Here is a 23,428-nt window from a genome sequence, read left to right as displayed (position 1 = left end):
GAGCGGACAAAATGAACGTAAATATTAAGGTAACGCCGGGCGGTCGTCTCGCGCTCGTAATGGATAACAACGAAATGACGCAGCGGGCGGCATTGACTTTTACGCAGATGTTGCTAAGAGCGAATATCACGGGAGTTTTCAACGTACCTAATTCGTTCCCAGGACTGTCCGGAGAAAAGCCGGAAACCACCCGCAAGAAGCAGGCGGAGCAAAAGGTACAGTATACTCTAAACAAATCGACACAAGAGCAACAACATACGAAATGGGAGCGGCAGAGGGCGGATGCAAAAGGCTACTTGGAAGCGTTGATGGACGAATGGGGTTTCGATATGACGAATAAAGCGGACTACGTTAAAGCATGGCGGAGGGCATACCGTTTCCTGCACGTTGACACGCAGTATCGACCCGAGGCCGCCGCCGATATGCCTTATGGAAAAGTCAAGTCGCCGACGAAGCTCAACCGGATTTTAATGGACGGTATGGGAGATAAGCTTATACTTTCGTTGAAATCTCGCGTGAAAGGAGTTACGCAATGAAATCGATCCCTATTACGAAGTCCTACGCCTTGTCCGCGGACGACCATAACTTCGTGTTACAACGGAAGCATACCGTAGACCCAACGAAGGCTCCCGGATACAAGCCTGATCCCGCAAAATCACCGCCAATTAGCCGCGAGGAATGGCGGGACATAGGTTGGTACCCGCTGACGCGTAGCGGCCTTATTTCAGCGGTTGAAATCGCTTTGTTACGGGAGGTTAACGGGTCGACTGAGGCCACAACGTTAGCGGCGTTGTTATCGGAGTATACGGCCGAGACGGTGCGGCTGCGGGAGATTATTGTGAATACGGTAGGACCGTTGTTTCCGGAGGTGCAATAGTGAATACGGCAGATATTTACGAAAAATGGGAACGGTTGAATCCGCAGGAGCGAGACGCGTGGGTCGCGACAGAGGTTATGGGGTGGCGTAAGGTATCGCGGCCAGGCGGGGGCGGCGGTTATGTCGGATGGCAAGATGAAACAGGAAGGGTTGTTGCGATTGAAAACGACTGCACAATGCATACGGGCCCTTCGGATTGGTTTCGGCCCTCGAGGAATATCAAATCAGCGTGGATCATTGTAGAGAAAAGTCGTGAATGGGGCGGTATTGAGATGGGGTGTTTCTCGTCATGGAATACCGTGAACACGTATGACCGAGCTTCACGTCCTGTACAAGTAACGAATGATTCCGCTGCTGAGGCGATATGTCTCGCGGCAATCATCGCTAGGTGTTCGGATATATGCGTTGAATAATAAGGGAGGTTATTTAACTATGCTAGAAACTAAACGTAATTTCGCAGCGGATCGTGCAATCATCGAGGCGGCGACGGAAGGGCCTTGGACGGCAGACGGGTGTTACGTAGAAATTCCTGATGATTCTTACGTAGGTGGGCGCGGCCCTTTAGCGTACGGAGGTGTCGAAGGTGGCCCTGAAAATGCAACGTTCATTGCCGCCGCCCGTACCGGATGGCCAGCCGCTTTGGACCGGATTGCGGAGCTAGAGGCGGAGTTGTCCGAGGTAAGTGCGGAGCTTGCTACGGAAATATCCGACTATGATCGGTTACAGGGAATTCTTGTTGATATAGTCGATAAATTACAAATACTTGCGAAGAAGGTGAACGCGAATGGTAGCGAAAAAGTCGAAAGCACCACGTAAGCCCACAAAGACCCGTAGCCCCCGTATCACAGCCGAACAGCGCCGCGATTGGCGGAATCTGCCGACAGAACAGTGGAATACGATTACGGTTACGGAATATTTTCGTAGTATGAACGAGGACTATTACGGACTACCCGCCGCTGAGTATCTACCTATGCGTAACTGGTCGGCCGAGTCCGGCATGATTAAGCGGGCGCTGACGGAACATGGTCCCGAAGTCCTCCGGCGAGCATTTGACGAGTGTTTCCGCACGCACAAGACGACGCGAGGGTATCCGTATTTACCGGCCGGGTTCGCGGTCGGCTACTTAATTAATCGGATAATTCCGAAGATTAAGGCGGAGATGGCGGCGGAGCGGAAGGAGTCAGAAGTCACACCGGAGCGGGACTATGCGGTGGTGAATACGTGGTTTTAGGACGACCAATTGCGAAATATGTCCGAGTAAACTGCGGTTGTTACGACGGGGACGGAGAACACTTCGTTGACTTGTTCGATCCGCATTGGGACGGACCCCGCTCCGGCATATACCATTGTGAATCGTGTAAACGGGTATTACTTGTAAAAGGAGAAGATGGTCGTATGTATTACGTAGGAGAGGCGGTCCATTCGTGAAGCTGACAATGATGAAAGCGATCCAAACCGTAGCTTATTACGGAGGAAGTATCGTAAGTAACAAGGGTACTCGGTTCCTGGCGGCCGACATCGAACCTATTACGAAGCTCGGCCGATACGCCGTGAGCTGCCGGAATATAGCGGTGACAGAAGCAGAGATTAAAGGCGAGTGGACACATGAGATTACGTAAAGGGAGAGAAAGGAAAATGACACCACATTATTGCAATAAATGCGGGAAGTTATTCATGGCGGTACCTATTACGCTTTATTGCAAGTCATGTCATAAAAGCATAACTAAAAAGGAGATAGGCAAATGATTAAATTGACCGAAGCAAGCGGAGATGACGGCAAATTCAAAACAGCGATATGGGTACCGCTGGATGTTTTGATACGTGATCACATCGACGGGATGGCGCTCATAAAAGTGAAAAACATTCCCGGCAACATCATCGTACAAGAATCCCCGAAAGAAGTAGCCAAGAAGATATTGGAGTGTAAGCTGGCTATGGTCAAATATAGTACAGGATATGCTCAAGCGTTGCAGCATCATGGGGACCCTCAATGGATATTTGAAAATGCTGAACTAAAAATTAGTGATCTGGCAGGTCTGGAGGAACCCCAATGAACGAATGTAAAAACTGCTTTGTAGATTTTACCGATGCGTACTTTGATGACATTTGCGACGAGTGCGCGGTGGTAGAGGGGTATGATATTAATACAGGGGAGGAACTCACGTGAAATTAGCGATTGATTACGTAGGCCGTCCGAACAATCTACTATTAGATTTAGCGGAAATCGCGAGGGAAAACGGTAATGAACGGTTGAGACGAATTTGGTTACGAAGTTATTTGCGGAGAAGTGACGAAAGGAAACGGAGGGTTGCCGTGTGAGAACGGATGAAATTGTAGACAAATGGCGATCGATGACACTGCGGGAACGTGACGTGTGGGTCGCGGAGGTCATATTCGGGTATAAAACGTTCGGCCAGTTTTATACTCCAGAGGGAGTACGTGTACTTATTCCGTGCTACACAACGTTGTACTGTCGTGATGTTCTGAAAGTTATGCCGGGCGAATTGTACATTTATCGTTGCGGAGACGATTCGGTGTACGTAGCTTCTTTTGGTCAGTCGGCGGAGGAGTATTGTCTGGAATGTGGGGAGAACTCATTCGACGTACACTACCAAGGTGAATCAAATACGTTGGAGGACGCGATATGTTTGGCGGCCATGATCGCGAAATTAAGGACGGTGATAGATTGAGTCTTGCTGAAAAATGCGTACTGGCCCGACTCTGTACTCTGCGAGACGGCCCGAAATGTTCCGCACTCTGCGGGTCGTACATCGCCTTACACGGTCACAATGGAGAGGGTGGCCGGATCGGGAATAGCAATCTTCCAGTGGCATACCGGCTGATTACGTTAGACAATAGCCCGGCACGCACGGAGCAATCCGAGATATACGGCAGCCTGGCGGTATACGTGCGGACTTTCGCGCGGCAATTCGGTGACGCAGCGGAGCCAATCAAGTCGCTATACCTATACAGCCGTGCGCCAGGAACCGGTAAAACAACGACGGCTGCCGCATTACTCTCCGAGTGGATCACAGCCCATTACGTAGGCTCTCTCCGCCGAGGTAAGCAGCCGCTCGACCGGCCCGCGTACTTTCTCGACGTCAACGCTTGGCAGACGGATTACAACGAGTTTAACCGACCGCGAGTACCGGAGCATATCGCGGAGCCAGCCGCCGCCCGTTACTATGCCGCGAGACAGAAAGCTATCGCTACTCCATTCGCCGTATTGGACGATATCGGCGTGCGGGAGCCTACGGAGGGGTTTCGGGCCGACCTGCATTCCGTAATCAATGCGAGGGTGACGGCGGGGCTTCCGACGGTGTATACGAGCAATGTTCCGCTGGATGAACTGCACACCGTTTTCGGCGAGCGGCGGCTTGCGGATCGGATACGTGACCTCTGCATGGAGTTTACGTTTAAGGGCGAAAGTAAGCGGGGGATGCGAAAAACATAAACGTGAGAAAACGGGAGTATTCGGGAGATTTACGGAGTTCGAAATTTCTTCCACAGATTCGGCGTATGTACTTGACAAGCGAAATATATGGACTTTGCGGAAATAATAATACTATATGGAAATAATGTAAAGATTCGACATACTCCGACAATCAATCATGTGCATTAACTGTGCCAGCAGAAAAAGTGAAAATCACCGAATTTGCGGTTTGAAGGATTTGGCATAGCTAAAGTAAACTACGGAGGTGAAGGAAACAATGTCCAGTTACGGGCAGCAGTTTTTGAGTAAGGTTATCGACTCCGGCGACCTTTCCGCGTTCACCCGCTTCGGAATCACGCGGGAATATTTCGTAACCGCAGCAGAAAAAAGCGCGGTCGATTACGTTTTTAGCTACGCAGATACAAACGGAGGCCGCACGCCATCGTACGCTACCTTCGCAGCCGAAAATCCGGACGTAATGTATATTCCGGACGTGACCGATGAGTTTACGTTTTTGGCCCGCGAGATAAAAGATTCGTACGGTAAGCGGCAGTTTGCGGAACTGGTTAATAAAGAGGTCGCGGGGATGTACGAGACGATGCGGTCGGACGAATTGATTTCGGCGTTGCAAGAACGGCTCGAAGCGATTAAAATAGGAACAAGTGTTCGAGAATCAATCGGAAAGACACTGGCCGAACTGAAAGACGAATTCCGCGCCGAGTACGATAAACGGAAGTCCGGGAAATCGTTCCGGCTGTGGAAAACGCCATTCCGGGCGCTGAACGAGCAAATCGGTGGCCTGTATTCAGGAGATGTATACGGGATCATGGCGGAGTCGGGCCGAGGTAAGACGTATCTGTCCGAGGTGATAGTCGACGAGTTGCTTCGACAAGGTGCGAAGGTCCTCGTAAAGTCATACGAGGTTAAGGGGTATCCGTGGCTATCCCGGCTTATCTCGATCATTACGGCGAGAGAGGGCGCGCTGACTTCGGAAGAGTTGGCGGTTAAAATTGGGCTTCCGAACAAGGCCGTACTATCCGGCAAGCTTGACGGTGATATTGAGGCGTACTTTTTCGATATCCTGGCCGCTTTGGATACGTACTATCCCGGCAAACTCTACTTACAAGCGAAATCGGACGCCGGACTTACACGGACGCTTGACGACTTGGACCGTGAGTTACAAGCGGAGGATGTCGATGCCGTCGTAATCGATGCGTTTTATAATCTCGACGACGTGTACGGCCGCAACGCAAATAAGACGGCAGGCGGGGCCGCGGAACAGGCGGCAAGGCGGCTTGAGCGGATAATTGGCGAGCGGGATGTCGTCGGGATATATACGATTCAGGCTCGTACAGAAAAGAGCGATGAATCTGACGAAGGCGAACGAGAATTAAGGCTTCCGGGAAGGGAACGGATTAAAACGACAGGGGCGCTGCTGGATATAACCACGAACCTGTTCGCGTTCGACTCCGTAAATGGGAACGGGAAGCTCGGCGTAGAAAAAGGACGTAATGGCGGCGAGGGGTTTACGATCGATCTCATTGCGCTGATGGATTACGGGGTTTTGCGGGAATTACCAGATGCGGAGGAGGCTGCGGGGCAGTTCGTTGGGAATTTTTGATACTTACTATTGATTATCGCTAATTTGTGGTGTATTATTATGGTGCAACATAAAACACCGCAAGGATGTGTGGATTAATGGGTAACTCAGAACTGGATAAACTGTTAGACGAATTGACCGGGAAAGTGGAGTTAGAGCACGATCCCCTAGGTAAGCCGGTAAGATTTTCACTTACTCTCCCCAAACACTTAACAGCTAGAATTGACATATTGGGCGATAAATTGGGAATGTCCAGACAGGCGTATATTCAAAAAATAATAGAAGCAGCAACACTGGACATGGAAGAGCGAATGAGCCTTGTTACGACAAAGCAGTTATCATTTATTGGAGAGGATGTCGTGCAGTATACCAGGGAATATCAAAATGAGATTTTACTGAAATTAGGATTCAAGCCACAAGAACATAAGGAGTGATCGCCATTGAACGTAGACGTCCGCGATATCCGCGCCGAACTCGAAGCCTACGAATGGACTCGCGCAACCTGGACTTCCTCGTATCTTCTCGCCTGCTCCCCGTTTCGCCGCGACGAAGACCCGTCCTTTTACGTATATTTTGAGGGTACGGCGACCGCACGGGCCGGATATTGGGGCGATAGAGGTACGGGTGAAACCGGAGCATTTACGGAGCTTATCGCAAGGCTCAACGGGATAGGCTACGACGAGGCCGCCGAGTATCTCCGGTTAAAGTATGGTGAGAATGAGTCGGGATATGATTTACCGGCACTGCGGATACCGAAGTTATCAACCGAAGCAGCCGTATTCAAACCGCTGGACATTGCAATACTGGACCCGTTCAAATTCCGTTCGCCATACCTTGGCCGCCGGGCGATATCCGAAGCCGTACAACGGCTGTGCCGGATTGGTTACGATACCTCCCGTAAAGCAGTTACCATACCGATATTTAGCGGTGATGGAACATTAGCTAACGTGAAATACAGGAGGGTCGATACGAAGCTATTTTGGTATGAGAGAGGCGGCCGCCCGATCCGGGAGTTACTCTTTGGACTGGACGTAATTTATCGGCAGCAATGTAGGCGCGCCGTGATTGTCGAGGCCGAGATTGACGCTATGACCATAATGACGGCGGGCGTACCAGCGATAGCTACGATGGGGTCCGCGTTTAACCGGTACAAAGCCGATTTAATCCGTCGGAGTTCTATCGAGGAGTTAATTGTACTCCGTGATAATGATGCGGCTGGCCGAAAGTGGCAGCGGGCTATTATCGCGGAATTACGAAGTAACGTAAAAGTATCGGTGGCGACCGTAAATAGCCGTTATAAAGACGTAAATCAAGCCGCGACCGAGAGCAGCGTCGATCAGGTCGCCAGCTACGTAATCCGACGCCGTACATTAAGAGAGATAAAAATAATGTTAGGGGCGTAATCGACATGGATTACTTATTATTTACGGGAGCTTCGGTTTTTGAGTACGTGGCGGTATTTGCTTTTATGTTCGCGCTTTTCCGATTTCGGATTACGGGGCGGCTCGTGGTCACCGTATTGACCGTATCGCTCATGATGAGTCAAGTGTCGTACTTTACGAGATCTATTCCTCAAATAGGCGAGATGTCAGCATTTATCCAACTTGCGCTTTACGTCGTCGTGTTATGGGTACTGTTTCAGGTACCGTTCTTCTATTCTATCGTGATGAATTTCGCCGGGTTCGCGATAGTGGTCGTTGTGCAGGGAGTCGTACTGCTCGCATTCCATTTTTTAAGTGCAGTACCGGCCGACGTCGTAAAGGACTCAGTGCTGCTCGGGTCGGGCGTACAGGTGTTGTCGTCGCTTATCGAGATTGCTGTCGCTTATGCAATCGTACAATTGGGCGGAGGATTCAATTTTGTGCCGACCTCCCGCCGTACATATACGAGATTTAACCGATCTAACGTGACGATCCTCGTTATTATTTTAACTACGGTGATGCTGGCCGCCACGCTTGCGTACCTTTTCGCCAACGAATTTGATTCTTACGTACTCTCTGCGTGTGCCGTCTTTGTCGTAACTATCCCGGCATACCTTTACGTGGCGCTGAGAAAGGAGTACGAGGATGCTGTATAAATATGCGGACGGACTCCGGCAGCGGATCGAGGATAGCGGCGTAACTGCCCCGTCAACGGCGGTGACATACTACGCGCTGCAAATCATCGTGAATACGGTGACTATCGCAGGCTGCGCGTTGTTAATCGGATTTATAACGGGAGAGTTCTGGCGGGCTGCGCTGGCTATCGTATCGTTCGGCGTAATCCGATACCTTTCCGGAGGATACCACTTAAAGGCGGGGTATCTATGCATTATCGTATCTACGTTGCTCCTATCGATACTTCCGCATTTATCGTTTCCTATCGTAGTGATTAAAATTATGACGATTATTTCCGTAATCTCTTTCGCCCTTTTTGCTCCGTCCAACTATGACAAATACGCTAGGATGCCAAAACGGTATTATCCGCTGCTAAAAATCGTATCTACCGGACTTGTGGCGTCTAATTTCGTAATCTTATCGGATGTCCTGGCGATGACATATATAATTCAGGCGGTATTACTACCGCTAGGAAAAGAGAGGCGAAAAACATGAAGAAGAAGTTTTATAAAGTAGTTGCCGCAGCTTTAATCGGAGTATCATCGTTGTTTGTATTGATGGGATCGTATGTATTTATTCACAAACCGGAGATTCCGGAAGAGTTGAGAGGCTCGGAACAGGAGGGCTAATGCCGAAAATTACAGTTGTAAAGAAGATAAGCCGGACGGAGTTTGAATTGGTAGAGATCGATGAGGTTGACGATGTGTTATACGTCTGTGTTCGGGAGGGTTTGTTACATTTTCAGACACACGACGGACTATTTAAGCAGATATCCACGCTTGAGGAGCAACAGCGGTACACCGAGAAACTCGGGTACGTGAAGGTCGAGCGGGGGTACCTCGTAAATATGACGCAGGCTGAGTCGTATGATCCGAAGCAGCACACAATTGACTTCGGGGAGGGCGTGCCGAAGGTTGCGGTATCTAAGCCTTTCCGGGCGAATGTCCCCGAAAACATACATTTACGAAAATGTCAAGTATCATTTAATGTATTAAATGGTTTGCGGTAAATATCGGAAAATACAAGACTGATTAGGGAAATTGTGGTTTAATAGTAATAGATAATTATACCACTTTTTATGGTAAGTAGTCTGCACGATTCCATTCCGGTGAAACTATCTTGACAAACATTATAAAATGTGATTTTACAATCTAGACGCAGAGTGGTAAGATCAGAAACTATACAAACGTATAGTATTGATCGGCCGAGCGCTTATCCATCGGCCCACTCAACAAGTTCGCGAGGGTGTACGTTAAAGGCGTCAGCTAGCGGAATAGCGATATCTAACGGAATTCGTTTACGTCGGTCGTTGACGTAGTGTGAAACCGCTTGTTCGCTAATACCGGCTTTATCGGCAAGCTGGCGCTGCGTCCACTTTCGGCTTTCGAGTAGTTCGGGAATAAGGCTGCGGACGATTACTTTCCCATCGTTGCGCCTCCGGAAAACAAAGGTTCAAAATTATTTTAGCATAAATTTCCGCGAAAGTGTGCGAAGTTAGATTTTATCTTGTGTATTATAGTATACCTTGAAAATTTAATAAGAGGTGATGAGGATTGGTGAGTAAATTCGATGGTGCTTATGTACGTTACAAACACGTACTAATAGCCATAAGCAGGAGATTCAGTTCATCTACTAAAGTGCCTTTTGAAGATTATTTCAGCGCACTCACTGAATGCTTATGGAGATGTGTGGAGGAGTTTATAGACAAACCTATCGCAACTTTTGAGACATATCTTACAACATCATTAAAGAGAGAGGCAATAAATTTATCTAAAAGTAGGTACGCACGTTTCTACGCAATAGTAAACTTCGAGCAATATAGTAGCAATAAAGACGATGAAGATGCGCCAACATCTGAAATCGCTGACGAGGTTATCATTGAAAACGAGGTAATTAAAAAGAAAGAAGCCGACCAGCGCCAACTGATCGACTTCCTTGTAACAAAAGACCCTTCCCAGGTCGACCCTGAAACGATAGATATCATTTCAAGGTTTTCGCAGTATCCGTCCATCACGGCGCTCGCCAAAGCGCTAGGACTTCACCACGAGGTTGTTAAACGTAAGCTCCGCAGATTAGCACGCAATTACGACGCGAATCGTTTTGGTGACTATCGCGATTATCTTATCGTTTAACTTCGAAACACCGGCGGTCAGTTACCCGGCCGCCAACCGTTCCACTACTTATTATACACGGATATTACATTTAATAGCAATCCGCCGTATAAACCGTGAGACGCTAACGTTTAGGCATTACGTTAGAAAAGCTCACGAAAGCTTGCGATACTACCATTATACAGCTTATGTATGTGTTATTGCATTGGTAATCATTGTATTACGTTTCCTATTATAATGTGTTTTCACCTAGCTTGTCAACGAATTTACCACGGGAGGCATGTTTAATTATGCAAAAAATTGCGGAAAAGACGTTGAAATCCGATAAATGGCGTCAAATCATCGATACATGTACGGTTATCCACGAATCAGATTACGGAAATGACGATAAATTACGGATTTCTCTGAAAGTTGGTACGAACCTAGCTTCGGCACTTTATCGGCGCGGTTCGCTGAAAGGGGTGCGGCTTGGATGATTCTATCAATCGTTGATCCGGCGGCCGGAACGCATTTTACCGGGAAGATTTTTGTAACTCCACATGCTTGCGACCGCGCCGTTGAGTATTTCGGGATTGAGCGCAAACATGCTCCGCTGCACGTTATGGACTTGGTTCGTAAGTCAGCGCTAATTGACCCACATGTTGTTGGCGAGGGTTCATCCGAACCTGCGAGATTATTCGCATATGATCGCTTTGCTTTCGTAGTGAATTTACGTGAGGACGCGGTGATTACAATATACCCTCGCCAGTACGCCTCGGAACAGCTTCGTAAAGAAGTCGGGCGAGTTTTGAAAAAGGTGCTGACGGCTTCGCAACGTGAAGAGAAACAGATACTTCGGAAATTGGCGTTGAAGCAGGCGGAGTTGAACGTAGCGAAAGCGGAGGCCGAACTGAGGCTACTGAAAACGAATCTGACGAAAGTTAAGCGTAAATTGTCCGCAGAAATTGCGGAAATAGTAGTTGAACTTACGCGGATCGAAGATGAACGTCTCAGCGCCTTGCGACGTAAAACAACACTGGCAAAAGATATATGTGCTTACGTTTAACCAAGCCGACATCACCCGTCGGCAGCCGTATCTTACCGGGAACACTCCGTTAGGGTCCGGCTGCGGGCGGAGGATCAAGCGAACCTTACCCGAAATAAAAACGTAAAGGATGCGTGATTGGATGAGTCAATTTACGAAACAGGGAGCGGCAGCCGTAACTTCCGCAACAGCCGAGAAGGATACCGGCAGCAGCGCACATGTACCGTTCCCGTCTGGAACCACTTTAAAGGTACGGATTTTATCACAAGAAGATTCGGCCGAGTATTATGCGCACGGGATTTTCGGTAAGGTGAACACATTTGTTCCGAAGGTTCCGCCCGAGCGTAATACGAAAGGGTACGTAACGGCAAATGGCTCGGTATGGGATCGAGCGGCCGATCTACTGTACTCCGACGCCAAAGCCGCGAAGGATTCCGGCGACGAAGCGGGCGCGGAGAAAATCCGTAATCAGGCGTATCTTCTCAAATCCAAACCGCGTTATCTCGTGGGCTTCGGAAATCTCGAAAATGGCGAGATTGGGTTCGTGGACTTGACGCTGAAGCAAGCGAAGGGTGTTTTCGCGGCTATCGCTAAGTACGCGAAGAAGCTCGATAAGCTGGCGTTTGAATTGTCCAAATCTGGCAGCAGTACGGACACGGCCGTATCACTCTCGCCGATCCTGGATATGGACGAAGACTTGACGGAGAAAGAGCGAGCCAACTTCGAGAAATTGAGTGGTAGTTCGTTTGACTTCGCGGCCTTTGACGGATTCCTGTTCGAGGCGGACGAGGCGGAGCAGACGAAAAACCTCGTCATTGCCGGATTCGATATCGGGCGGCTTGGTTTGAGTATCGGAGCCAACACGGCCGCCGAGCCGGAAGCCCCGCCAATTGATGAATCTGCCGATGTGCCGGACACCAAGCTATTTTAACCGTGATTAGGCGGTTAATCTCCGCCTTACTTACGGAATTTTACGTAAAGGAGATGATGGGTACGGCACATGTTACGGAGATAACTGCAAAGTACGTTGAAGCAGTCGCGAAAGTGGCGTTAATGGCCGCAGGATGGACGGTGCATACGGCGGAAACTAACGAGGTGTACGATATCCTGGCGACCGATCCGCTTACCGGCGATGCGAAAAAGGTACAGGTTAAGACGATCAGGCAGCGACAAGACCGTGGCGACGACCTCGTAGTATACGCGAAAAAAGGTAACGGAACCATCTACGACCGATCCGAGGCCGATTACATCATTGGCGTATGGGCGGCGGATGGCGAAATTCCCCGCGTGTTTATGTTCGAAAACCGGCTGCTCGGCGAGTATTGGGCGTCAGAGGCCCGCGCCGCCGACCGTTGGGTGGAATTGCCTATCGCGCTGGATCGTTCGGTATTTGCGAAGGCCGCGGATGCTTCGTGATCCTGCGGAAGTTCCTGCTATGTCTTCGTGCGAATATTGTTGCGGCGAGATTTACGTAGGCGACGAGGTGTGGCGTATCGATGACGGAGGTTACGTAAGTGGCCTCGTACATGTCGGCAGGTGTGCGAGAGAGTACGCTTATGAGCGTGTTTACGACAGCGCCGGAGTTATTAACGAGGACTTAACTATAACTTAACCGAAAAGGGAGCGATTTGTATATGGCGAAACTTAACGTAACAATTCCGGCTAATGAGATTGTAATTGAGGGCGAGACTTATCGTAGGGTTGACCGCAATGCAGCATTGGGTGACGTTGTTAAAATTACGGACGAGGAAGCGCGTGAGGTGGGCGTTCTTACGTTTGATGCTTTCTACCGTGTTGAACGCGTAGACCGCGCTGATGATCCGCATGTGCTCGATAATGACGGAGATGATTACGACTTGTGCGGATGGGATTACGAAGTCTACGAAAAGGTAACGGAGCCAGAGCCTACCGTACCTCGCCGTTTGACTACCGGGGATTATGGGAAAGTCGTAAGCAATGGAGTCGGCCATAACTACAAAATTGGCAGCGTAGTTAAGATCGTATCGGCCCAAGATGATTACGTAGGCGAAAAAGCTGACGGGACGCGGGGTAATTATTTAAACGAAAGAAACGTAGTACCTGCGACGGAGGTTGAATTCCTTGCGCAGAGGGTGTCGGTACTACGTTTAAAAATCGGAGATTATGCGAAGGTGGTTAACGTAAGCGGTATTGGCGGAAACCCTCCGCGATCTGACGTAAATATCGGTGATATCGTGGAGATTACCGGGGGTGACTTCTTTCCGGTCCAGTTTCAGGGGAACGTTATTGGAGGGGACAAAGGATTATGGTTCATGGCGGAACGTTTGGTCCCTGCAACCGAAGCGGAAGTGGCCGAAGCTAAACGGAAGATTGCGCAAGCCTCCGATCCACGGAGCCAATTCGTAAAGGGCGATAAGGTGCGGTTGGTTAGCGGTGGGGGCCGCCTTCCTCTCAACGGATATAAAGACGGGGAGGTTTACGAGGTAATCGATCCAGGTACTTCTACTAACGGAGGAAAGTACGTACGAATTATCGGCGGAAGTGTGAATTCGGGGTACGCACTCCCTTCCGAAATCGTGAAGCTCTCCGCAGAGGAAATCGAATCACTCGACCGAATTCCCGTCGGTAGTTACGTTAAGGTCCTTGTTGACACCGAGGACTTACCGGAAGGGGCTATCGGCAAAGTTGAAAGGGACGATAGAGACGACCGCCCTTATCGCGTAGAGCTTCTCGACGGGAGAGACTGGGACTATTACCGTAAGGATCAACTCGAAGTCCTTACGCAAGCAGACGCGGAAAAGGCCGAAGCACAAGCCGCCGAAGCCGCGAAATGGTACGCAATCGGGCGGAAGGTTAACGAATACAAGATCGGAGATATCGTAAGGTTTGTACGAGATGGATTTGGTAACGGTTTGCGGGATCACATTAATATTATTACCGAAATTGATAAAGTTAACGAGTCATCGTTACCATACCACCTCGTAAAACCAGCGTTTGTGACGAATCCAAACAACACTTGGGCGGCCGCCACAGTAATAGAGTTGGTAACACCGGTCGAATCCCGTTTTGACCGCTCCGAGCCGAAGGGAGGTGTCGCGTAATCGAAATTAAGCTGACGGTAAATATACGTAGTCCTGGGTCGGATACGGCGGAAAAGGCGGACACCGCCGTAAAGGACGCAGTAGGGCGGCGGCTGGCTGCGGAACCAGAGTCGATGGATTCCGCTTCCAAGCGGATTCTGGCGATGAAGAATTCGGATTCGGACACGGAAAAGCTCCGTGCGGTCTATAAGGCGATGACGGAGGGACTTATAGGCAGAGTCCCCTCCCTCGCCACCAAACGGTTCAGCAAGGCAGAGGCGCTCCGGCTGTGGACAGATTTGTCCGAGCGGAATCGGGCCGAGACGTTGAGGAAGATGGTCGAAGAGACCCCGGATAACTACGAGCTGATTACGGGGACCGGCCGTTTCCAAGCGCTGCTTTCGCAATTGGCTGCGGAAGAAATCATTGCGGTGGATACGGAGACAACCGGCGTAGACGTATACACGGATAACATCGTAGGTATTTCGTTGACATTACCCAAGGCGGACATACACGTTTACATTCCGGTGGATCACGTAGGCATAGAGCAGATGTCGCGGGAGTACGTTTTACGCGAACTGGCTCCGATCCTTAGCCGCGAAGACATCGGCAAGGTACTGCACAACGCCATTTTCGATATCGCGATGTTCCGGCGGCACGGGTACGATCTTCGGGGAGTCGTTTGGGACACGATGACGGCGATGCACGTATTAAACGAAAACGAACCGTCATTCCGTCTTAAGGATTTGGCTCCGAAATACCTGCGGGTAGCCTCGGATACGTTCGATTCCTTATTCGGTAAAAACGCGCAGTTTCGAGAGGTTCCAATTGACATTGCGCTTGTTTACGCAGCAAAAGATACGGACTTGACCTGGCGTATGTATAAGTTCCAACGGTTCCACCTCGAAAAAATGCCGAGTGTGCTGGAATATTACCAGACCGTCGAGGTTCCGTTGCTCCCCGTAATCGTAGATTTGGAGGCAAACGGGTATATTCTCGACTTGGATTTCGCAAAGGAGTACGGGGAGGAACTCGGAAAGCAGGCCGCCTTGCTTCGCGACAAGCTTATCGAAATACTGACGCCGTATCACGAAGGTCCCGACGTGATCAATCTAAACTCCGGGCCACAGATGAAAACCGCACTTTCCAAGGCTATCGGCAAGGACCTTCCGAACATGGACGCCAAGAAAACGCTGAAACCACTCGCGGGCCAACACGAAGTTATCGCGAAACTGCTTGAGTATCGGAAGATTACGAAGCTATCCGGAACTTATATCGACGCATTGCCGGATAAACAGAACCCTACGACGGGCCGTTGGCATTCCCGGTTCAATCCGATGGGAACCGTTACGGGGCGGTTTAGTTCCGGCGAGGATAAGGATAACGCCAACTCTTCACAATTTAACGTGCAGAACCAGCCGCCCGAAGCCCGCCGCATGTTCGTGGCTCCTCTGGGAAAAGTCCTGGTCAGCGCCGACTTTAAAGCGCAGGAGATTAGGTGCGTTGCGTATCTGAGCGGGGAGCCAGCGTTGGTGGACGCTTTCAATAACAATATCGATCCTTACGCAAATATGGCGAGTAAGTATTATAAGCAGCCATATTCCGAAGTCAATAAAAATCCGGACGGTAGCGATACGAAAGAGCGTAAGGCGATGAAGGTCGGGTGGCTTTCGATGTTATACGGTACCTCGAAATATACACTGGCGGAACAGTTGAAAACGACGCCAGACGAAGCCGCCCGTTTTATGTCCGAACTGTTCGAGTCGATGCCAGTATTACACGTATGGATTAAAGCAAACGAGGCGTTCGCGGAAAAACACGGTTTCGTATGGATGGATAAACAGCAGCGGAAACGGCGGCTACCAGACGCCACGATAAAGGCGAAATGGGGCGACAGGGATTCGTTCCGCCAGAAAAACCGCGCCATGCGGCAGGCCACGAACGCCCGCGTACAAGGGTCATCGTCCATACAGACGAAAGTTACGATGATTAAGGCGGACGCTTGCTGTAAAACGCGCGAGGGCTGGCGTATGTGGGGAACCGTTCACGATGAGCTGATTTTCGAGATTCCGGAGGATTTTACGCGGGACGACATCGAGCAGATTCGGAAGCTTATGACGGAGTCGTATCGGTGGGGTGACGTGGCTAATGGTACGGATATCGAGGTTATGCGGCGATGGGGCGAGGGCGTTACGGTGGACGATTGGTTCACGAATAAAGAAAACGTATAGGGAGGCTGCCGAATGACGGAAAGACTCCGCACGACTAAATCCGACGTGTTCGAACAGCTTCGCGCCGACGTCGCAGATTACGTAAGAGCAGGCGGCCGGGATGCGTTTAGCTTTTCGCTTACGTATCACCCGCGGTACGGTGACGTGCCTGGCTGCGAGATTCAGCGGTTGATTGACGAAGAAACTAAAAAATAAAGGAGCGGATTGAATGATAAAAGTCAGTGTAGATGAAATCGAAAATTTAGCGTTTGGAGATAGCGCTTTGTCACGTGACGGTGTCCGTTTAACGGTTATCAAGTGCGGTAATTGGGAAGTAGATGGCAAATACGAACACTGCGAAGTTATTTTTACGGACGGTGACCGAAATTACCGCAGTTACGCAAGCCGTTCCGGATCGTACTTCTCCGATTATTCGTACACAAGCGAATGGGACGACGGGGATGCCGATGTTGAAGAAGTCCGTAAGGTATCGAAAACTATCGAAGTCTGGGAGGCGGTATAAATCTCGATATTCACACGTATTGGAGCCGCTTCCGTCACTACCCGTTCCCTGACCGAAGAAATTGCCGCTAACTTCCGCACGCACCTCGACGAATGGTTCGGACGGCCAGAAACGTATGACGACGTATTGGACGCGCAAATTCACCGCTGGTATTCCGATGTACTTACGGATAAGTCCCGTAAAGTATGGCCGCCCAGGAACTTGCCCTATTTCTCGCCATCGTCCGCGAATAGCTGTCCGCGGGAACTATACGAAAAGCTCCGTAAGTCTAAGCGGGATGTCCGCGTTACGCCTCCGCATCAGGGCCGGTGGACTTCGATAGGTACGGCGATTGGCGACGTGATTCAACGGGAACTCCTTTTCGCAGAGAAGCACTTACCAGGTTCCCGATTCCGATTCGAACGTAACGAGCGGTCCGAGCCGATGTTCGAGGACTTCGCGAAGGTTAACCGAACAATCGAGCATAACGGGCAGACGTTTGCGCTGTTCGGGACGTGCGACGGGATCATGCGATATGTTGCGGAGTCGGGCGAAATTATCCGGATCGGCCTCGAAGTCAAATCGAAACAGACGACGGCCGCCACCACGTCCGAATTTAGCCAGCGGAACGGCCCGAAGGAGGATCACGTAAAGCAGACCATTTGCTACTCGGTCATGTATAGCGCAGCCGACGAGCCGATCGATTATTACGTAATCCTCTACGTTAACGCATCGAAGAAATCGTGGGAGATGACGGCCGAGGAATACCGTAAGAATCCTGATATTGCCGTACATTGCATCGAGATTACGGACGAAATGAGGACGGAAGTTCTCGACCGGTTCGCTGGTATCGTTAAGGCAGCCGCCCAGGCCGAAACGCCCCCGCTGGACATTATGAAATGGACATTTAACGGATTCAAGGTCGCGTGTGCAGCCGGGTTGTCTGCGTCCGAGCTTGCAGATATTGAGCGGCAGGTTGCGGCGGTGCAGCGGTCAAATCTAAAAGACTTCGTAAAGCGGCAATATGCGGACGCATTGGCGGATATTAAGAGATTACGTGGGGAGGTGGTTTGATTGGCGGTAAATACAAAAATAAAAGCGGTCGTCTGTTCCGTTTGTGGGAAAGACTTATCGCATAAATCGTCTCGCTGGTGCTGCCAAAAGAAGCCCGTCGAGGTCGAGCGCGAGAAGCAACGTATTACAGGCATGTTCAAAGTAGTGGACTGGTTTTCGAGCCGATCCAGCGCATGCCTTGTAATTGAACGTGAAGAGGGCGGGCGGTTTTATCTCTATATGTCTGATGTATTTAAGTATCTAAACGGACATCAACTGGGCAGCCTGACGCTGGAGGAGACGAAGAAAGGATCGGCATACGGGTGGCGTGTAGAGGCGAAAGGGGCGCGTAATTCTGACGAAAAAGACGGAGAGGATGACGCCGAATGAACGAAAAACTAGCGGGAGAGGCGATAGTGATCGGAGATAAAGTTGGAGCGGAGTACATGTGTTTTCTTGGTGGCGAGAGCGGGAGGGATTCACATTGCGCATGGTTTTCGAAAATTGAGGTGAACGGCAAGAAAGTTTTTATACGCGACGTATCGGAGCCTAGAGGTATAAAGCAGGCGGATTCTCGATACTTGGCGGTTAAGATGGCGAAGGAGTTTCGGGATCTGATGAAAGGGAAGGAGGTCAACGGTTGAAGACGCTTTTCTTAACCGTTCTTGGGGCGTTAATAGGACTTGTTCTCTGCGGAATCACCTTCCTGGCCTCCGTATTACTTATCGTAATTGTTTCTGATGTCAGAGACGGAAGCGCCGGTTGGATGCATTACACTACGTTAATTTTAGGCGCATCTATGTTTGTACTCAGCAGCATTCGTTATACATTAAAGGAGGCGGAGTATTACGGCACAGACGAAAAGGTCCCGAAGTAAGTCCGATAAAAGCCCCGAGATTTATTTCGGGTTTGACATATCGTTGTCCTCGCCAGGCTTTGCGGCATTACTCGTAAAAGACCGCGTGGCCACGTTACTAAAAACGGATTCTACGCCAACCGAATCGACTCAACAAGACGGTCTCCGCTACTCACTTGTCGAATCTAGCACGGTCATATTCGCCAGCCAATTTAAGAGGCCGCACGCCATTATCCGCGAGGATTACTTACGCCCGGCGAATAAACGGCAGGGGCAAGCGATTTATGGCGCGTGGGCAGCCGTAGATACCGGATTGCAGCGGTGCGGACTCCAAGTTACGGCCGAGATTAACGCCACGACCGTTAAACGCATTGTAGGTGGACACGGAAAGGCGGAAAAGTCCGAGGTTGCGGACGGCGTACGGAGATTATTACGGCTGCCTGCGGATCACACGTTCACCAATTACGACGAGTCCGACGCGGCCGCTATAGTGCTTGCGTGGCTTATCGAGCAGGGACGGATTGACGGATGAATGCCGGTTGGGATAAACGGTATCTAGCTAATCTTCGGCGGGAATTGGCCCACGTTGACTACGCAATTCGTATTCGTACGGAGGATACTGCGAAATTGACGGAGATACGCGCGAATTTGATTGCGGAGATTAAACGAAAAGAGACGGAGTGATAAAAGATGGCGAAAATTACGGAAACGGTGACCCGCTCGTTCACGCTGGAACTGTCGGAAATAGAGGTACGGACGTTAGCGGCGGCTTTAATAGTCACATCCGGTATGGATCGAGATAAGTCGAGTTCATTCGAGGGTGAAAAACTAAATTTTCGTGAGGTATCGGAATTATTGGCTATGTTACATGACGTTATTGGTACGCAACCCCTCGACTGATATGATTGTCGCCTATTATTCGATAACCGGAAACGTCCGGAGGTTCGTCCGTAAGCTTGGATTGCCTCCGGGCCGGACGGTGGACATAGCGGAAGATGGAGTGAGTGAGACGTTAGCCGAACCGTTTATCCTCGTAACGCCGACGACAGGCTTCGGGCAGGTTCCGGGGCCGGTTGCGAAGTTTGCGAAGATTAACCATAAATGGTTCCGAGGAGTCGCTGCGAGCGGTAATCGGAATTGGGGCGCAAGTTACGGGAAGGCTGGCGACGTGTTGACGGAGAGATACGACGTTCCGCTGCTGCTTAGGTTTGAGCTGTCGGGGACGGATGAAGATGTGCGAAATTTTAACGAAGGGGTGGCGTGGATATCAAATCTCACATCGAATTGAACAACGAAATTAAACAGCGGGGCGAGGACGGATTTTACCGGCTCGACCGTGACCAGGCGGCCTTAGATGTGTTCTTGACGGAGGTCGAAACCAATACGAAGAAATTTGACGGATCAGTCGAGCGGTTAGAGTGGCTTATCGACAACGGTTATTATTACGATGTCATTGAGCAATACGGCGATGCGGAAGCGACCGAAATCGTTCACGTATGTTACTCGTACAATTTCCGCTTCGCCTCGTACATGGCTGCATCCAAGTTTTACAAGGACTACGCGCTGAAAACGGACGATAAAACGGAATACCTCGAAGATTACGAGCAACACGTCGCGATTGTAGCGTTATATCTCGGGCAGGGCGATTACAGCCTGGCGGAACGGCTCGCCCGTGGCATGATGGAGCAGCGTATTCAGCCCGCGACGCCTACGTTTATGAATGCGGGTCGGGCACGGCGTGGCGAACTGGTATCGTGTTTCCTACTGGAGATGGACGATTCGCTGAATTCGATTAATTACGTAGAAGCTACCGCTAAACAGCTATCGAAACAGGGCGGGGGCGTCAGCGTGAATCTATCAAAGCTCCGTGCGAGGGGCGAGGCGATCAAAGGTGTACACGGATGTGCAAAAGGAGTCATTCCCGTTGCAAAATCGTTGGAACACGGGTTTTCGTATTGTGATCAATTAGGAACACGGCCAGGCGCAGGGGCTGCGTATCTCAACGTATTCCACTACGACTTACCCGACTTCCTGGATACGAAAAAAATCAACGCGTCGGAAGATGTGCGATTGTCCACGTTATCTATCGGCATTATCCTTCCGTCACTGTTCTTCAAATTAGCGAAGGCGGACGAGGACTTGTACATGTTCGGATCGCACTCAGTCTACCGTAAATACGGAGTAGTCCTGGATGACGAGGAAATGACTCGTGATTTCTACGATAAACTGGTCGCCGATCCTGACGTATACAAACGGTCGATGAAGGCGCGTGACGTGCTGGAATTGATAGCTATTACGCAGCTCCAGTCGGGCTACCCGTATCTCATGTTCCGCGACAACGCCAACGAGCAGCACGCATTAAAGGCGCTTGGCACCGTTAAAATGTCTAATCTCTGCGTGGAAATCAGCCAACTGCAGGAGACGTCGACCATCGCTGATTACGGCAAAGAGGACGTTATTCGGCGGGACATTTCGTGTAACCTCGGATCGCTGAATATTGTGAACGTAATGGAGTCTGGAAAGCTTTGGCATTCTGTACACGAAGGTATGCGAGCTTTAACGGCCGTTTCCGATATGTCCTCGATTAACAACGCGCCGGGTGTACGTAAAGCGAACGAAGAACTACATTCCGTTGGGCTTGGCGTAATGAACCTACACGGGTTCTTCGCGAAAAACGGAATTCAGTACGAGTCGGAGGAGGCGCGGGATTTCTGTCGGGTATTCTTCGCGGCCATGAATTTTCACTCAATCGAAGCTTCCACACTGATTGCAAAAGAGCGTGGTCAGACGTTTACCGGTTTTGATAAATCGGAATACGCGAGCGGGGACTATTTCACTCAGTACGTGAGGGAGGACATTACGCCTCAAACGGAGGCTGTTCGTAAACTTTTCGGGTCTATTGCGCTACCAGGTGCGGCAGATTGGCGAGAACTTGCGAAGCATGTGGCTGAGTACGGACTTTATCACGCGTACCGGCTCGCGATCGCGCCAACGCAGTCCATTTCGTACATCCAGAACGCCACAAGCTCCGTAATGCCAATCGTTGAACATATCGAGCGGCGCACATACGGTAATGCGGAAACATTCTATCCAATGCCGTTTCTGTCTCCGCAAACACAGTGGTTTTACAAATCTGCGTACAATATCGATCAATACGCGCTTATCGATCTGGTGGCAGAAATTCAGCGGCATTGCGATCAGGGCATATCTACGATTCTTTACGTCAACAGCGATATCAGTACGCGGGAGTTGGCGAGGTTGTACATTTATGCGCATGAACGTGGGCTGAAAACGATTTACTACGTCCGTAATAAGCTGCTGCGGCCGGAAGAATGCACGAGCTGTACGATATAGCGAAAAGGGAGCGGATTACTTGCAAGCAACGAATTGGAATAAACAGGAAGATTACGTAAACATGTTTTGGAAGCAGAACGTTCAGCAATTTTGGACGGAGGAAGAATTCCCCGTATCGAAAGACATTGCGTCATGGCGCACGCTCCCTTCTTCCGAACAATCCACGTATAAGCACGTATTGGCCGGACTAACCGGCTTGGATACGCTGCAAGGAACGGAAGGTATGCCGTTACTCGCGACACATATTACGGAGGGCCGGAAGCAGGCAGTACTTACGTTTATGGCGATGATGGAGAATATTCATACGAAATCCTATTCGCATATATTTACGACGCTTATCCCGTCCGCTGAGACTGAATCACTGCTCTCAGAATGGGTTCCGTCACAACCACATCTCGCGTACAAGGCGGAAATAATCAGTCGTCATTATCAAGCGCTGCTCCAGCCCGCGCCCGAGAAACTTGACGTTTACATGGCGTGCGTGGCGTCGGTATTTCTCGAATCGTTCCTGTTCTATTCCGGATTTTACTATCCGCTGTACCTCGCGGGGCAGGGCCGCATGACCACGTCCGGCGAAATCATCCGTAAAATCCTACTGGACGAATCGATACACGGCGTGTTCGTCGGAATGTTGGCACAGGAACTCTACGAGGGGTTGTCGGATTTAGACATGGCAGAGGCGGCCGAGCGGTCCGAGACGTTACTTGACGAGCTTTATCGTAACGAGTTAGAGTATACGGCGGAAATTTACGGACCGCTCGGCGAAGACGTAGTAGCCGACGTAATCCGATACGTGGAGTACAACGGTAATAAAGCGTTAAGCAACCTTGGACTCGAACCGGCATTTGCGCCTGAACCGTTTAGCGCGATCGTACTAAACGGGCTGGATACGGGGACGAAACATCACGATTTCTTTTCGCAAAAAGGCGATGGTTACGTAATGGCCCTGAACGTCGAGCCGATCCGCGACGAGGATTTTGTATTTGAACGGTGAGATTACGGAGTTAATAGCGCGCCGTCGCCGTCAACTCTACGTAAATAGTGTCCTTTATTATCGACACTGTACATCAATAATTTCAGACGCAACATTCGACCGGTGGGCATACGAGTTAGCGGAGTTGCAGCGTAAACACCCGGCGGAATCGGAAGCGGCTATCTTTGCTTCGGAGTTTTCGGGGTGGGACGGCACGACCGGATTTGATCTACCATGGAATAGAGATATCGAAAATAGAGCGGCGTACCTTGTAAAAATT

At 50.2% G+C, this 23,428-nt stretch carries 35 protein-coding genes; 34 read left to right on the top strand and 1 reads right to left on the bottom strand.

What is annotated here, in order from left to right:
- The first annotated feature begins 11 nt into the window (after window positions 1-11).
- The 16 genes from JFN88_RS23675 to JFN88_RS23600 all read left to right on the top strand — a co-directional run bounded on the left by JFN88_RS23675 (window position 12) and on the right by JFN88_RS23600 (window position 9,015).
- Window positions 12-536 (top strand): hypothetical protein, encoded by a 525-nt coding sequence (locus JFN88_RS23675; protein WP_199021816.1) that lies wholly within the window; start codon window positions 12-14, stop codon window positions 534-536.
- Window positions 533-877 carry a hypothetical protein gene (locus JFN88_RS23670; protein ID WP_199021815.1) on the top strand — a complete coding sequence of 115 codons (345 nt, stop codon included), beginning with the start codon at window positions 533-535 and terminating at the stop codon, window positions 875-877. The genes JFN88_RS23675 and JFN88_RS23670 overlap by 4 nt, the downstream gene beginning before the upstream one ends.
- Window positions 877-1,290, top strand: a complete 414-nt coding sequence (locus JFN88_RS23665; RefSeq protein ID WP_199021814.1) for a BC1872 family protein — start codon at window positions 877-879, stop codon at window positions 1,288-1,290. Before JFN88_RS23670 ends, JFN88_RS23665 begins: the two co-directional genes overlap by 1 nt.
- A gap of 19 nt (window positions 1,291-1,309) precedes the next feature.
- A complete protein-coding gene (locus JFN88_RS23660; RefSeq protein WP_199021813.1) occupies window positions 1,310-1,693 on the top strand; it encodes a hypothetical protein in 384 nt (127 codons plus the stop codon).
- A 154-nt stretch (window positions 1,694-1,847) separates the two neighbouring features.
- Window positions 1,848-2,108 (top strand): hypothetical protein, encoded by a 261-nt coding sequence (locus tag JFN88_RS23655; protein ID WP_199021812.1) that lies wholly within the window; start codon window positions 1,848-1,850, stop codon window positions 2,106-2,108.
- 193 nt (window positions 2,109-2,301) lie between these two features.
- Window positions 2,302-2,496 carry a hypothetical protein gene (locus JFN88_RS23650; protein ID WP_199021811.1) on the top strand — a complete coding sequence of 65 codons (195 nt, stop codon included), beginning with the start codon at window positions 2,302-2,304 and terminating at the stop codon, window positions 2,494-2,496.
- Window positions 2,497-2,619: 123 nt separating this feature from the next.
- Window positions 2,620-2,931: a hypothetical protein gene (locus JFN88_RS23645; protein ID WP_199021810.1), complete on the top strand. Its 312-nt coding sequence runs from the start codon at window positions 2,620-2,622 to the stop codon at window positions 2,929-2,931.
- A 261-nt stretch (window positions 2,932-3,192) separates the two neighbouring features.
- Entirely contained in the window at window positions 3,193-3,567 is a 375-nt protein-coding gene (locus tag JFN88_RS23640) for a hypothetical protein (protein ID WP_199021809.1), read from the top strand.
- Window positions 3,522-4,331, top strand: coding sequence for an ATP-binding protein (locus JFN88_RS23635; protein WP_199021808.1), 810 nt, complete (start codon window positions 3,522-3,524; stop codon window positions 4,329-4,331). Before JFN88_RS23640 ends, JFN88_RS23635 begins: the two co-directional genes overlap by 46 nt.
- Window positions 4,332-4,587: 256 nt before the next feature.
- Window positions 4,588-5,931, top strand: a complete 1,344-nt coding sequence (locus JFN88_RS23630) for a DnaB-like helicase C-terminal domain-containing protein (protein WP_199021807.1) — start codon at window positions 4,588-4,590, stop codon at window positions 5,929-5,931.
- A 77-nt stretch (window positions 5,932-6,008) separates the two neighbouring features.
- Window positions 6,009-6,344, top strand: coding sequence for a type II toxin-antitoxin system HicB family antitoxin (locus JFN88_RS23625; protein ID WP_199021806.1), 336 nt, complete (start codon window positions 6,009-6,011; stop codon window positions 6,342-6,344).
- A gap of 6 nt (window positions 6,345-6,350) precedes the next feature.
- Window positions 6,351-7,313, top strand: a complete 963-nt coding sequence (locus JFN88_RS23620) for a toprim domain-containing protein (RefSeq protein WP_199021805.1) — start codon at window positions 6,351-6,353, stop codon at window positions 7,311-7,313.
- A gap of 5 nt (window positions 7,314-7,318) precedes the next feature.
- Complete coding sequence (locus JFN88_RS23615; protein ID WP_199021804.1) at window positions 7,319-7,987, top strand: hypothetical protein; 669 nt, start codon at window positions 7,319-7,321, stop codon at window positions 7,985-7,987.
- Window positions 7,977-8,501, top strand: a complete 525-nt coding sequence (locus tag JFN88_RS23610; RefSeq protein ID WP_199021803.1) for an accessory gene regulator B family protein — start codon at window positions 7,977-7,979, stop codon at window positions 8,499-8,501. Before JFN88_RS23615 ends, JFN88_RS23610 begins: the two co-directional genes overlap by 11 nt.
- Window positions 8,498-8,635 (top strand): cyclic lactone autoinducer peptide, encoded by a 138-nt coding sequence (locus JFN88_RS23605; protein WP_199021802.1) that lies wholly within the window; start codon window positions 8,498-8,500, stop codon window positions 8,633-8,635. Before JFN88_RS23610 ends, JFN88_RS23605 begins: the two co-directional genes overlap by 4 nt.
- A complete protein-coding gene (locus JFN88_RS23600; RefSeq protein ID WP_199021801.1) occupies window positions 8,635-9,015 on the top strand; it encodes a LytTR family transcriptional regulator DNA-binding domain-containing protein in 381 nt (126 codons plus the stop codon). Before JFN88_RS23605 ends, JFN88_RS23600 begins: the two co-directional genes overlap by 1 nt.
- Window positions 9,016-9,218: 203 nt before the next feature.
- Here the strand turns inward: JFN88_RS23600 and JFN88_RS24735 are convergent, their stop codons facing one another.
- Entirely contained in the window at window positions 9,219-9,407 is a 189-nt protein-coding gene (locus tag JFN88_RS24735; RefSeq protein WP_332908549.1) for a helix-turn-helix domain-containing protein, read from the bottom strand.
- 155 nt (window positions 9,408-9,562) lie between these two features.
- On the opposite strand from JFN88_RS24735, the gene JFN88_RS23590 reads away from it, so the two are divergent.
- From JFN88_RS23590 to nrdF, 18 genes are all read left to right on the top strand, one after another.
- On the top strand, window positions 9,563-10,138 hold the full coding sequence (locus JFN88_RS23590) for a sigma factor (protein ID WP_199021800.1): 576 nt from the start codon (window positions 9,563-9,565) through the stop codon (window positions 10,136-10,138).
- A 269-nt stretch (window positions 10,139-10,407) separates the two neighbouring features.
- Window positions 10,408-10,593: a hypothetical protein gene (locus tag JFN88_RS23585; RefSeq protein ID WP_199021799.1), complete on the top strand. Its 186-nt coding sequence runs from the start codon at window positions 10,408-10,410 to the stop codon at window positions 10,591-10,593.
- The gene (locus JFN88_RS23580; RefSeq protein ID WP_199021798.1) at window positions 10,590-11,162 is read left to right on the top strand and encodes a hypothetical protein; all 573 of its coding nucleotides are present in this window, start codon (window positions 10,590-10,592) and stop codon (window positions 11,160-11,162) included. The genes JFN88_RS23585 and JFN88_RS23580 overlap by 4 nt, the downstream gene beginning before the upstream one ends.
- A 121-nt stretch (window positions 11,163-11,283) precedes the next feature.
- Window positions 11,284-12,072 (top strand): hypothetical protein, encoded by a 789-nt coding sequence (locus JFN88_RS23575; RefSeq protein WP_199021797.1) that lies wholly within the window; start codon window positions 11,284-11,286, stop codon window positions 12,070-12,072.
- A 56-nt stretch (window positions 12,073-12,128) separates the two neighbouring features.
- Window positions 12,129-12,557, top strand: coding sequence for a hypothetical protein (locus tag JFN88_RS23570; protein ID WP_332908545.1), 429 nt, complete (start codon window positions 12,129-12,131; stop codon window positions 12,555-12,557).
- A gap of 218 nt (window positions 12,558-12,775) precedes the next feature.
- Window positions 12,776-14,221 carry a hypothetical protein gene (locus JFN88_RS23565; RefSeq protein WP_199021796.1) on the top strand — a complete coding sequence of 482 codons (1,446 nt, stop codon included), beginning with the start codon at window positions 12,776-12,778 and terminating at the stop codon, window positions 14,219-14,221.
- Window positions 14,222-14,364: 143 nt separating this feature from the next.
- Window positions 14,365-16,431 (top strand): DNA polymerase, encoded by a 2,067-nt coding sequence (locus JFN88_RS23560; RefSeq protein ID WP_233168360.1) that lies wholly within the window; start codon window positions 14,365-14,367, stop codon window positions 16,429-16,431.
- Between the two features lie 12 nt (window positions 16,432-16,443).
- A complete protein-coding gene (locus JFN88_RS23555; protein ID WP_199021794.1) occupies window positions 16,444-16,626 on the top strand; it encodes a hypothetical protein in 183 nt (60 codons plus the stop codon).
- 13 nt (window positions 16,627-16,639) lie between these two features.
- Window positions 16,640-16,933, top strand: coding sequence for a hypothetical protein (locus tag JFN88_RS23550; RefSeq protein WP_500048327.1), 294 nt, complete (start codon window positions 16,640-16,642; stop codon window positions 16,931-16,933).
- A gap of 339 nt (window positions 16,934-17,272) precedes the next feature.
- Window positions 17,273-17,986: a hypothetical protein gene (locus JFN88_RS23545; protein WP_199021792.1), complete on the top strand. Its 714-nt coding sequence runs from the start codon at window positions 17,273-17,275 to the stop codon at window positions 17,984-17,986.
- The gene (locus tag JFN88_RS23540; RefSeq protein WP_199021791.1) at window positions 17,987-18,355 is read left to right on the top strand and encodes a hypothetical protein; all 369 of its coding nucleotides are present in this window, start codon (window positions 17,987-17,989) and stop codon (window positions 18,353-18,355) included.
- Window positions 18,352-18,609, top strand: a complete 258-nt coding sequence (locus tag JFN88_RS23535; RefSeq protein ID WP_199021790.1) for a hypothetical protein — start codon at window positions 18,352-18,354, stop codon at window positions 18,607-18,609. Before JFN88_RS23540 ends, JFN88_RS23535 begins: the two co-directional genes overlap by 4 nt.
- A complete protein-coding gene (locus JFN88_RS23530; RefSeq protein WP_199021789.1) occupies window positions 18,606-18,842 on the top strand; it encodes a hypothetical protein in 237 nt (78 codons plus the stop codon). The genes JFN88_RS23535 and JFN88_RS23530 overlap by 4 nt, the downstream gene beginning before the upstream one ends.
- 85 nt (window positions 18,843-18,927) lie before the next feature.
- Entirely contained in the window at window positions 18,928-19,353 is a 426-nt protein-coding gene (locus JFN88_RS25045) for a crossover junction endodeoxyribonuclease RuvC (RefSeq protein ID WP_199021788.1), read from the top strand.
- Between the two features lie 158 nt (window positions 19,354-19,511).
- Complete coding sequence (locus JFN88_RS23520) at window positions 19,512-19,721, top strand: hypothetical protein (protein ID WP_199021787.1); 210 nt, start codon at window positions 19,512-19,514, stop codon at window positions 19,719-19,721.
- Window position 19,722: 1 nt separating this feature from the next.
- Complete coding sequence (nrdI, locus tag JFN88_RS23515; protein ID WP_199021933.1) at window positions 19,723-20,109, top strand: class Ib ribonucleoside-diphosphate reductase assembly flavoprotein NrdI; 387 nt, start codon at window positions 19,723-19,725, stop codon at window positions 20,107-20,109.
- Window positions 20,082-22,175: a class 1b ribonucleoside-diphosphate reductase subunit alpha gene (nrdE, locus tag JFN88_RS23510; RefSeq protein WP_332908543.1), complete on the top strand. Its 2,094-nt coding sequence runs from the start codon at window positions 20,082-20,084 to the stop codon at window positions 22,173-22,175. Before nrdI ends, nrdE begins: the two co-directional genes overlap by 28 nt.
- 19 nt (window positions 22,176-22,194) lie before the next feature.
- Window positions 22,195-23,169 carry a class 1b ribonucleoside-diphosphate reductase subunit beta gene (gene nrdF / locus JFN88_RS23505; RefSeq protein ID WP_199021786.1) on the top strand — a complete coding sequence of 325 codons (975 nt, stop codon included), beginning with the start codon at window positions 22,195-22,197 and terminating at the stop codon, window positions 23,167-23,169.
- The last annotated feature ends 259 nt before the right edge of the window (window positions 23,170-23,428 follow it).

It is taken from the genome of Paenibacillus roseus (genome assembly GCF_016424485.1).
GTDB lineage: Bacteria > Bacillota > Bacilli > Paenibacillales > Paenibacillaceae > Paenibacillus_D > Paenibacillus_D roseus.
Note: the sequence above shows the minus strand (reverse complement) of the source record. Positions and strands in the feature narration are given on the sequence as shown.